This is a genomic window from Pseudonocardia sp. Ae505_Ps2, from assembly GCF_001932425.1.
Classification (GTDB): domain Bacteria; phylum Actinomycetota; class Actinomycetes; order Mycobacteriales; family Pseudonocardiaceae; genus Pseudonocardia.
In genome coordinates this window covers 29,037-30,929 of the sequence record NZ_MCIP01000004.1, presented here as the reverse complement: position 1 = coordinate 30,929, position 1,893 = coordinate 29,037, and the positions used below count along the sequence as shown (strand labels likewise).

General features: G+C 67.4%; 3 protein-coding genes. All 3 read right to left on the bottom strand.

Features of this window, described 5'->3' with window-relative positions:
* Window positions 1-512: 512 nt before the first annotated feature.
* Window positions 513-770 (bottom strand): type II toxin-antitoxin system RelE/ParE family toxin, encoded by a 258-nt coding sequence (locus Ae505Ps2_RS29555; protein WP_212567740.1) that lies wholly within the window; start codon window positions 768-770, stop codon window positions 513-515.
* Window positions 771-791: 21 nt separating this feature from the next.
* Window positions 792-1,082, bottom strand: coding sequence for a type II toxin-antitoxin system Phd/YefM family antitoxin (locus Ae505Ps2_RS29550; protein ID WP_075312786.1), 291 nt, complete (start codon window positions 1,080-1,082; stop codon window positions 792-794).
* A gap of 206 nt (window positions 1,083-1,288) precedes the next feature.
* The coding region (locus Ae505Ps2_RS29545) for a transposase family protein (protein ID WP_212567741.1) at window positions 1,289-1,893 on the bottom strand (605 nt) is incomplete at its 5' end.

The window sequence follows — 1,893 nt, the reverse complement described above, 5'->3', positions numbered from 1 at the left end:
CGCGGCCTGCGGCCCACGCGGCCCGGCCTGCGGCCAGACCGTAGGTACGGACCTACGCAGATACGGCGAGTGTGTCGTAGGTACGGACCTTTATAGTATATATGAACCTGCGGTACATAATCCTCTGTTTTGCCTGCTCAGAGCCATCTTTCACGCCGTATCTCCGTACCTACGGTACCAACCATCATGGCACCTGCACGCGCCCACGGCCACATAGTACGGACATCCGCATCAACGGCCTTACTGCTCTGTATCTCAGCACGAACGGACCAGCAGGCGCGCTTGGGGTCTACTCGGATGGCCTCAGATGCAGCGCCGAGGGGCCGTGTCGCGGCGCGCTCGGCGTCGCTCAACGATCCGCAGGTCATCCACGGCCTGCGGCGTGCACCTCGCACACGCAGAGCCGGGCTGTGTGTGGCCGCGGAGCAGCCAGGCTCGTTCGGGCATCGCAAGTCGAACACGTGGCCCATCGTAGAACGCTTGTTCGATACATGCGGAGCTGTTCAGTCCGGTCAGAGCCGGTCGTAGACCTCGCGGCGGTGTCCGACGGCCAGGACCAGGACCACGAGGGTGTCTCCATCGGGGCGGTAGACGACACGGTGGTCACCGACTCGGAGCCGGCGCACTCCGGGGTATCCCGTGAGGGGGAGGCTGACAGGGGGCGCGGGGGTCGGGTCGAGGGCGAGCCGGTCGAGGGCGTCGAGGATGCGTCGCGCTGCGGTTCGATCGAGTTTGCGGAGCTGGCGCCGGGCGTGGCTCGTCAGCTCCACCGTCCAGTGGGACGTCACTCGTCAGGCTCGGTCGTCGAGGATCTCGGCGCGGACGTCTCCGAGGGCATGGCGGGTGCCGTCGTCGGTTGCGATCACCTCGGCCGCCAGTCGGGACAGGGCGCGGTCTTCCAGCTCGTCAAGGAGGTCGAGGACGTCGACCGGGACGACCGCTGCGACACGGCGACCACCCCGGGTGATCGCGGTGGCAACCCCGGCGTGCTGCGCGGCGCCGACCACGTCGGAGAAATGGGCGCGAACGTCGGTGGCGCTGCGCTCGACGATGCCGTCAGGGGCATCCGGGGTGACAGTCATGTACCGATTGTACATTTCGCACGTCCTGTACGTCCAGTGGACATCGGCGCGCGCGTGACGGATGACAGCAGCCTACGAGCGCTGTCACTGGCTGCTGTCACACATTTTTCCTGACCAGCAGGCCTATGACAGCAGTGACAGCAACTTGGCGGGGTACACCTCCTGTTCTATCTCCTCTCGTTGAGGTGTTCTCAGTAGCGGGTTGATCATGTCGTGCGGTCGTACTCGGTGTGGAGTAGTACGAGCGCAGCTGCGGTGATCGCGCCGGTGCGCCAGGGACATAGCGTGACTCGCCGCAACGCGGCGAAGGTGGTCTTGAGCAGGGCGTTTCCGCGTTCGGCCAGAGCACGAAGGGCTGAGTGCAGGGTGTTGACGGTGCGCTGGTTGACCGTCTGCCCGCGGCCGGGGGCGAGTTTGATGGGCACGGTGAGCCGGTCGGCTTCGCCTTCGTAGCCGAGGTCGCCCAGCGCGGCGTGGGTGTCGTCGGTGAACGCGGCCAGGCCCTCGAGCAGCCCGGGGTGGGTACGGGCGCAGCGGGTGTCGTGCTCGCGGCCCGGCCGCACGTCGCTGGTCCATAGCGGCCATCCATCAGGTGCGGTGAGGACCTGGATGTTCCCGCCGTGGCGGCGGTGCTTGCCCGACCACCACAGGTCGACCCCGGGGGTGAGGCCGAGCGCGCGGCACCGGTCGGTGGCGATCAGGGTGCCGTCGAGATTCACGTGGGTGTGCCCGGCTGTGCGGGCGGCGAGCAGGGCTCCGTGCAGGCCGGGTGCGGCCGCGGCGAGGACGTCGATGCCTTCGTGCAGGTAAC